Origin of the sequence: Lutibacter sp., from assembly GCF_013041805.1 — a bacterium.
Taxonomy (GTDB): Bacteria; Bacteroidota; Bacteroidia; order Flavobacteriales; family Flavobacteriaceae; genus Lutibacter.
Genome location: NZ_JABDRI010000058.1, coordinates 1 through 8,312, shown reverse-complemented (window position 1 = coordinate 8,312; position 8,312 = coordinate 1). Strand labels below are relative to the sequence as shown.

Annotated in this window: 7 protein-coding genes and 1 pseudogene; 5 read left to right on the top strand and 3 right to left on the bottom strand. The window is 31.1% G+C overall.

The window, feature by feature from the left end:
• The 3 genes and pseudogenes from HKP59_RS07665 to bshA all read left to right on the top strand — a co-directional run.
• Positions 1 to 656, top strand: a pseudogene (locus HKP59_RS07665) (asparagine synthetase B); the annotation flags it as partial.
• Between the two features lie 99 nt (positions 657 to 755).
• Complete coding sequence (locus HKP59_RS07660) at positions 756 to 1,601, top strand: transketolase (RefSeq protein WP_291805264.1); 846 nt, start codon at positions 756 to 758, stop codon at positions 1,599 to 1,601.
• A 137-nt stretch (positions 1,602 to 1,738) separates the two neighbouring features.
• Positions 1,739 to 2,872, top strand: coding sequence for an N-acetyl-alpha-D-glucosaminyl L-malate synthase BshA (bshA, locus tag HKP59_RS07655; protein ID WP_291805263.1), 1,134 nt, complete (start codon positions 1,739 to 1,741; stop codon positions 2,870 to 2,872).
• A 35-nt stretch (positions 2,873 to 2,907) separates the two neighbouring features.
• On the opposite strand, the gene HKP59_RS07650 is transcribed toward bshA, so the two are convergent.
• Positions 2,908 to 4,062 (bottom strand): HAMP domain-containing sensor histidine kinase, encoded by a 1,155-nt coding sequence (locus HKP59_RS07650; RefSeq protein WP_291805262.1) that lies wholly within the window; start codon positions 4,060 to 4,062, stop codon positions 2,908 to 2,910.
• A 116-nt stretch (positions 4,063 to 4,178) separates the two neighbouring features.
• Positions 4,179 to 5,246 (bottom strand): 3-dehydroquinate synthase, encoded by a 1,068-nt coding sequence (aroB, locus tag HKP59_RS07645; protein WP_291805260.1) that lies wholly within the window; start codon positions 5,244 to 5,246, stop codon positions 4,179 to 4,181.
• A gap of 86 nt (positions 5,247 to 5,332) precedes the next feature.
• On the opposite strand from aroB, the gene HKP59_RS07640 reads away from it, so the two are divergent.
• Positions 5,333 to 6,499 carry a proline dehydrogenase family protein gene (locus tag HKP59_RS07640; RefSeq protein ID WP_291805257.1) on the top strand — a complete coding sequence of 389 codons (1,167 nt, stop codon included), beginning with the start codon at positions 5,333 to 5,335 and terminating at the stop codon, positions 6,497 to 6,499.
• A gap of 67 nt (positions 6,500 to 6,566) precedes the next feature.
• Here HKP59_RS07640 and HKP59_RS07635 read toward each other — a convergent pair whose 3' ends face one another.
• Entirely contained in the window at positions 6,567 to 6,704 is a 138-nt protein-coding gene (locus HKP59_RS07635) for a hypothetical protein (protein WP_291805256.1), read from the bottom strand.
• A 127-nt stretch (positions 6,705 to 6,831) separates the two neighbouring features.
• On the opposite strand from HKP59_RS07635, the gene HKP59_RS07630 reads away from it, so the two are divergent.
• A partial coding sequence (locus HKP59_RS07630; RefSeq protein WP_291805254.1) for a GTP-binding protein occupies positions 6,832 to 8,312 on the top strand: 1,481 nt, incomplete at its 3' end.

Genomic DNA, 8,312 nt, shown 5'->3' with positions numbered 1-8,312 from the left:
CTAATGAAAAATTAGCAGTAGCAACAAAAATTCGAGATTTTGTTATAGGAGGTGGTTTTATGTTTGCGATGTGCTCAGCCACGGATAGTTTTGATATTGCTTTAGCTGCTGAAGGAGTAGATATTTGCGAAACTATGTTTGATGGTGATCCTTCAGAAATGGATTATCAGTATAAAATTGACTTTAATAAAACGTTAGCATTCAAAGACTTTACTTTAGTTAGAAACCCTGAAGAGTATGAATTTTCCTCTATAGATATGACACGAAAACGTTCATCTATAAAAAGAACTTCAGATTACTTTTCATTGAAGGAATATTCAGCTAAATGGGATCCAATTCCAACCATGTTATGCCAAAACCATACGCAATTAGTGAAAGGGTTTATGGGACAAACAACTTCATTTGAACGTGAAAGTGTAAAATCAAACGTATTAGTTTTAGGAGAAAATAAAACCAATAGAGAAGCTAGATATATTCATGGTGTAAAAGGAAAAGGGATGTTTACATTTTACGGTGGTCACGACCCAGAAGATTATCAGCATAGAGTAGGAGATCCTAAAACAGAACTCGATTTACATCCTAACTCTCCGGGCTATCGTTTAATTTTAAATAATGTGTTGTTTCCAGCTGCAAAGAAGAAAAAGCAAAAAACATGATATGTTAATAATACTTCAATAACTTTATGCATAAAATTTAGTATTTCAAGTTTCAAAAATACTATTTTTGAAACTTGAAATTAAATTAAACAACAATAAATGGCAACTACAAGAGAAATGCAAGATTTTGCACAACAAGTAAGAAGAGATATTGTTAGAATGGTTCACGCTGTGAAATCTGGTCACCCAGGAGGATCATTGGGTTGTAACGAGTTTTTAACGGTCCTTTTTCAAGAAGTTATGGAATATTCTACTGAATTTTCTATGGATGGTAAAAATGAAGATTTATTCTTTTTATCAAATGGACATATTTCTCCTGTTTATTATAGTGTTTTAGCAAGAAGCGGATTTTTTCCAGTATCAGAATTAGCAACATTTAGAAAATTAAATACGCGTTTGCAAGGTCACCCAACAACGCACGAAGGTTTGCCAGGTGTGAGAATAGCTTCTGGTTCTTTAGGTCAGGGTATGAGTGTTGCTATTGGAGCTGCTCAGGCAAAAAAGCTAAATGGAGATCACAAATTAGTATACTCATTGCACGGAGATGGTGAATTACAAGAAGGTCAAATTTGGGAAGCTGCAATGTATGCTGCAGGAAAAAAAATTGACAATTATATTGCTGCGGTAGATTACAATTTAAAGCAAATTGATGGTGCTACAGATGATGTCATGCCATTAGGTAATTTAAGAGCTAAATTTGAAGCTTTTGGATGGATTGTTTTAGATATTGAAGAAGGAAATGATGTGGAAAGTATAAAATCTGGTTTAACAAAAGCTAAATCGTTAACAGGAAAAGGAAAACCAGTTTGTATTTTATTACATACAGAAATGGGAAATGGTATTGATTTTATGATGCATACGCATGCTTGGCATGGAAAACCGCCAAGCGATGAGCAATTAGCTGATGCATTAAATCAAAATCCTGAGACATTAGGAGATTATTAGTTCACATTTATTATAAATTTTAAAACCTCTTTTGTAAATTACTTTAGAGGTTTTTTTATGATTAATTTATAATTTATTCCATACTATATTCCTATTTTACCCCTATATTTACCATTGAAAATAAAAAATATAAAAGTTTGAAAATAGGTATTGTTTGTTATCCAACGTTCGGAGGAAGTGGAGTAGTAGCAACTGAGTTAGGTATGGCTCTCGCTCAAAGAGATCATCATGTACATTTTATAACCTATAAGCAGCCTGTACGACTCGATTTTATATCAAATGATATTCACTTTCACGAAGTTTTTGTTGAAGAATATCCTTTATTTCAATTTCAACCTTATGAATTAGCATTGTCTAGTAAGATGGTAGAAATTGTAGAAATGTATAATTTAGAAATTTTACATGTTCATTATGCAATTCCACACGCATACGCGGCATTTATGGCAAAGCAAATGTTGAAGGAAAAAGGGATTGATATTAAGGTAGTTACAACCCTTCATGGAACAGATATTACCTTAGTTGGAAGTCACCCAAATTATAAAACAGCTGTTGAATTTAGTATCAATAATTCTGATGTTGTTACTACAGTTTCTGAGAGTTTAAAAAGAGATACCTTAAGATTATTCAATATTAAGAAAGAAATTAAAGTCATTCACAATTTTATTGATTTTGAACAATATCCTGAAATAGGTTCAGAAGAGTGTTTACGACATACAATTGCAAGTGAAGATGAACGAATTATTTGTCACGTAAGTAATCTACGCCCAGTAAAAAGAGCCTCCGATGTGATTGATATTTTTTATAAAATTCAAAAGGAAATTCCTTCAAAATTAATTTTAGTTGGTGAAGGTCCAGATCGAGAACATATTGAATGTCAAGCCAAAGATTTAAATATACTAGATAAAGTATTATTTATGGGAAATAGTAATGAGGTGAATAAATTATTATGTTATTCAGATTTATTTTTGCTTCCTTCAGAAACAGAAAGTTTTGGTTTGGCAGCATTGGAGGCTATGGCAGCGAGAACACCTGTTATTTCTACCAATTCAGGAGGGTTACCAGAAGTTAATATACATGGAGTAACTGGCTATTTAAGTAATGTTGGTGATACCGATGATATGGCTAAAAATGGTATCGCTATTTTAAAAAATTTAGAGACATTACAAGAGTTTAAGAACAACGCACTTGCACAAGCAAAAGAGTTTAGTTTAGAAAATGTGTTGCCTGCTTATAAAGAAATCTATAGAGAAGTTATTAAAGATTGTTGTTAATATTGATTTTATGTAGATTTTGTTAAGTTTAAAATTTAGTCTATTGGTAGGGTAAATTTAAATGTAGTACCTTTTCCTTCTTCACTTTCAATAAAAATTTCACCTTTATGCTTTTCAATTAGTTCTTTGCAAAGCAATAACCCCAAACCAGAACCTTTTTCATTCGCTGTGCCTAATGTTGAGTCTTTATGAATTTTAAATAAATTTACTCTTGTTGCTTCATTCATTCCAATCCCATTATCTTCTATAGATATTTCAACTTTATTGCTGATTTTTTGGGTATAAATATTTATAAATCCCTCTGATTTCGTAAATTTTAAAGAATTAGAAATAAGATTCCGTAAAATAGTTTTTAGCATATTCAAATCAGCATGAACAACTAAATTTGGAGTTTTTTGATAATAATTTAAAGAAATATTTTTAAATTTTGCAGTAGATTCAAGAGTCTTTAAGACTTCATTTATAATACTAGATATTTCGATTTTTTCTGGGGAAAAGTTAAGTTGATTTGTTTGTGTTTTCGCCCAATGCAATAAGTTATCTAATAAATTAAGAGTATTTACGGAGCTGGTATTAATAATTTCAGAAAACCTTTTGATTTTTTCAATTTCAAAATGTTCTACTTCTTCAATTAACAACTCTGAGAAACCTATAATACTGTTAAACGGACTTCTTAAATCGTGTGCAATAATTGAAATAAGTTTGTCTTTTGTTTCATTGAGGGTTTCTAATTGTTTTTCATGATTAATAAGTTGAAGTTCATTTTGTTTACGGTTTGTAATATTATTAAATATCACAAAAAAATGATCTTTTTTGATACTAAAAACAGATAGATAAAACCATTTTCCCAATTCCGGAACAAAAGTTTCAATTTTTTCTGATTTTCCTGTTTGAGAAACTCTTATATATAATTTGAATAATTCTTTATTCTCTCTTTTATGGTTAGGGAGTATTTCCGAAATCTTTTTACCAGTAACCTGTTTTAAACCGGTTTGATGGTAAAATGCTCGATTAACTTCAATATAGATGAAATCATTGGGCTCATTTTCTTCATAAAGTAATTTGCAGTGGGCAAAACCTTCCCACATATTTTCAAATATGGCACTGTAATTTTCATTACTTATTTTATGCTCATTTAAAATATAGTTTTCGGCTAGTAACTCTTCGTATGTGGGACCTTCTTTAATCATAATTGCATGATTTCATTTCTTAATTTAAATTAAGAAACATGAGGTTCATTTATTACTTTATCAATAATTAAGAGAACATTTTAAAGATAATAAATAAATGTTAAACTAACTAAAATTTAAGCACTATAATAATCTAAAGCTTCTTTGAGTAGCGCAATTTCAACCTCACAATCTAACTTAAAATGCTCAAAATTAGTAAGTAGCACAAAATTTACTTTGCCCGCAATATTTTTTTTGTCGTGAATCAGTAGCTCAATAACAGCTTGATAATCTGAAGGTTCGATATCAATTTTACCATAAATTTTCAGAATAACACTTTTTATGTTTTTGACTTCTTCGAGAGGAAAATGATATAATTTGTGAGAGATATAGGCTTCTGTCACCATCCCAACTGCTATTGCCTCACCATGTGTTAAAATATCTTTAGATTCAGTTTCTAAATAATAAGATTCAATGGCGTGTCCTAACGTATGTCCAAAGTTAAGCACTTTGCGTATTCCAGCTTCTTTAGGATCTTTGGTTACTACCTCATTTTTAATTTCAATAGAACGATGGATTAAAGTGTTTAAATTGCTCAGCGTTAAATTTTTAAATGAATTTACGGTGTTCCAAATTGAAATATCATAGGTAAGTCCATATTTGATAATTTCAGCTAATCCAGAACGTAATTCACGTTCAGTAACTGTTTCTAAATAGGTAGGATCTATAAGTACCATTTCAGGATTCGAAAATAACCCAATTTGATTTTTTAATACTCCAAGGTCTACTCCAGTTTTTCCACCTACAGAAGCATCTACCATACTTAATAACGTGGTTGGTATATTTATAAATGCTATTCCACGTTTAAATGTTGATGCCACGAAACCACCTAAATCTGTAATAACACCACCCCCTAAATTAATAAGTAAGCATTTCCTATCACCACCCAATTCAGTTAGCGCATTCCAAACTCCAGTACACGTTTCTAAATTTTTATGTTCTTCACCAGCTTCAATTTCAATAATTTCTATAGGGCTAGTAGTTTCAAGATTTTGTAATAGAATAGGTAAACAATTTTCATTTGTATTTTCATCAACTAAAATAAATAGACTAGAAGGATTAGTATTTAAGATATATTCGTTCAATTTAGCATAAGCAGCTTCATTAAAATGAACGTAGTAATTATTAGATAAAATAGGTGTCATTTAGGATAATATTTTAATGCAAATTAAGGGTAAAAAAATGAAAAAATAAACTCATTGGTAGTATCTTTGTGTAAATATGATTTAATATGGAAAAATTATTTGATAATACAGAAGTAGCTTTTGCTATAAAATCGAATACTGAGCTAGATAGAGCTTTTTATTTGTTTGAAATGATAAAACGCGAACCACTTGTAAAAATTGGAACTGCGGTAACAAAATTTGCATTAAAAGCTTATTTACCTGTTGAAGGTATTATTCGAGCAACTGTTTTTGATCACTTTTGTGGTGGGGTAACAGAAAAAGATTGTATGTCAATTATAGATAAAATGTATACAAAGAACGTACATTCTGTATTAGACTATTCAGCTGAAGGAAAGCAAGTTGAGGAGCATTTTGACTTAGCAATGGAAAAAACGTTAAACACTATTAAATTTGGTAAAGAAAAAGCAAGTTTACCTTTTGCAGTGTTTAAACCTACAGGTTTTGGAAAATTCGAAATTTATCAAAAAATAACGGAAGGCAAAGAACTGGATCCTCATGAAGTAGTTGAATGGAAACGTGTAAAAGAGCGCTATGATACCGTTGCAAAAGCTGCTTTTGATGCAGATATTCCATTGTTAATTGATGCTGAAGAAACGTGGATGCAAACAGCAGCTGATGATTTAATTGAAGAAATGATGGTAAAATACAATAAACAAAAAGTAATTGTATTTGGTACCTTACAATTATATCGTTGGGATCGATTGGATTATTTAAAAAAGCTACATGCAAGAGCTAAAGAACAGGGTTTTAAAATTGGTATGAAATTGGTGCGCGGAGCCTATATGGAAAAAGAACGTGAGCGTGCTGAAAAGTATGGTTATAAAGATCCAATTTGTGTAGATAAAAATGCAACAGATAATATGTTCAATGATGTGCAACAATATATGATTGAAAATATTGATGATATGGCTGTTTTTTCAGGAACTCACAATGAAGAAAGTTCCTATTTATTAATGGATTTAATTGAAAAATATCAATTAGAAAGAAATGATAAGCGAGTTTGGTTTGGACAACTATATGGAATGAGTGACCATATAAGTTATAATTCAGCTAAAGAAGGTTATAATGTGGCTAAATATTTGCCTTTTGGACCGGTTAGAGATGTAATGCCTTATTTGATTAGACGTGCGGAAGAAAATACTTCAGTAGCTGGACAAACGAATAGAGAGCTAGAATTATTAAAACGTGAACGTGAACGACGTAAGATTTAGATTACATATGCAATAAAAAAGAGCTCTTATTTAAGAGCTCTTTTTTATTGAAGTAATAATTGAAATACTATTCTTCTTTCTTTTTACCTGTTCTCATTAACATGATCAGGGCTACAATTAGTCCTAGAAATACTAAAAACATAAATGCAGAACCTATAACACCCCAGTTCCAGTTAAATAATGCGATACTATTTAATAAATTCATAACTAGATAATTTCGAACAAACATAAAAAGTTCAGCATTAATTTTTTATGATATCTATCATTCTTTAATTTTTTTCGAAATAAACAAAATAAAACAACTACTTTTGCCACCTGTTAAAAAATAATATATGCAATCTATAAGAAACATAGCAATTATAGCACACGTCGATCACGGTAAAACAACGTTAGTTGATAAAATTATTGACCAAGCTCACATTTTAGATGAACGTAAAGTACGTACTGATTTATTATTAGATAATAATGACTTGGAACGTGAAAGAGGAATTACTATACTTTCTAAAAATGTTTCTATCATTTATAAAGGTGTAAAAATTAATGTTATTGATACACCTGGTCACGCCGATTTTGGTGGAGAAGTAGAGCGTGTTTTAAAAATGGCCGATGGAGTTTTATTATTAGTGGATGCTTTTGAAGGTCCTATGCCACAAACTCGTTTTGTGTTAGGTAAAGCTTTAGAACTTGGTTTAACTCCAATTGTGGTTATTAACAAAGTTGATAAGCCAAACTGTACACCAGATTTGGTACATGATAAAGTATTCGATTTAATGTTTGCTTTAGATGCAACAGAAGAACAACTAAATTTTGAGTCAGTTTATGGTTCAGCCAAGCAAGGTTGGATGAGTTACGATTGGAAAGATGAAACGGATAATATTATTCCATTATTAGATTCTATTGTAAAAAATATTCCTGAAGCACCCTACCAAGAAGGAACGCCTCAAATGCAAATTACATCATTAGATTTTACATCTTTTGTTGGTCGTATTGCAATTGGACGTGTATTTAGAGGTGATTTAGAAGAAGGAAAAGATTATATGCTTTGTAAAGCGGATGGAAGCTTTAAAAAAGTAAGAATTAAAGAGTTACACACGTTTGAAGGCTTAGGAAAAGATAGAGCAGCTAAAGTTAGAAGTGGAGATATTTGCGCAATTACAGGAATTGAAGGATTTGATATTGGTGATACCATCGCAGATATAGAAAACCCTGAAGCATTGCCAAGATTAAAAGTAGATGAGCCTACTATGAGTATGTTATTCACAATTAATAATTCTCCATTTTATGGTAAGGAAGGTAAATATGTAACATCTCGTCATTTACGTGATAGATTGTATAAAGAAACTGAAAAGAATTTAGCACTTCGAATTGAAGATACCGATACTGAAGATAAATTTAATGTTTTTGGTAGAGGGATATTACATTTATCAGTTTTAATAGAAACCATGAGAAGGGAAGGGTATGAGCTTCAAGTTGGTCGTCCCCAAGTTCTTATTAAAGATATTGAAGGTGTGAAATCTGAACCTTATGAAACACTAGTTGTTAATGTTCCTGATGAATCTTCAAGTAAAGTGATCAATCTGGTTACTATGCGTAAGGGTGATTTGTTGGTAATGGAGCCAAAAGGTGATTTGCAACACTTAGAGTTTGATATTCCTTCAAGAGGATTAATTGGACTTCGTAATAAACTATTAACGGCGACTTCGGGTGAAGCTATCATAAATCATCGTTTAAGAGGGTTTGATGCTTTTAAAGGTGATTTGACCGATGTTGTCAATGGAGCGATCGTATCTTCTGAAGCAGGTAAGGCTACCGC

Excerpts from the sequence above, each read along its gene's own strand:
- HKP59_RS07635 (WP_291805256.1), bottom strand. The coding sequence starts at position 6,704 with ATGAATTTATTAAATAGTATCGCATTATTTAACTGGAACTGGGGTGTT.
- HKP59_RS07640 (WP_291805257.1), top strand. The coding sequence starts at position 5,333 with ATGGAAAAATTATTTGATAATACAGAAGTAGCTTTTGCTATAAAATCG.
- HKP59_RS07650 (WP_291805262.1), bottom strand. The coding sequence starts at position 4,062 with ATGATTAAAGAAGGTCCCACATACGAAGAGTTACTAGCCGAAAACTAT.
- aroB (WP_291805260.1), bottom strand. The coding sequence starts at position 5,246 with ATGACACCTATTTTATCTAATAATTACTACGTTCATTTTAATGAAGCT.
- HKP59_RS07660 (WP_291805264.1), top strand. The coding sequence starts at position 756 with ATGGCAACTACAAGAGAAATGCAAGATTTTGCACAACAAGTAAGAAGA.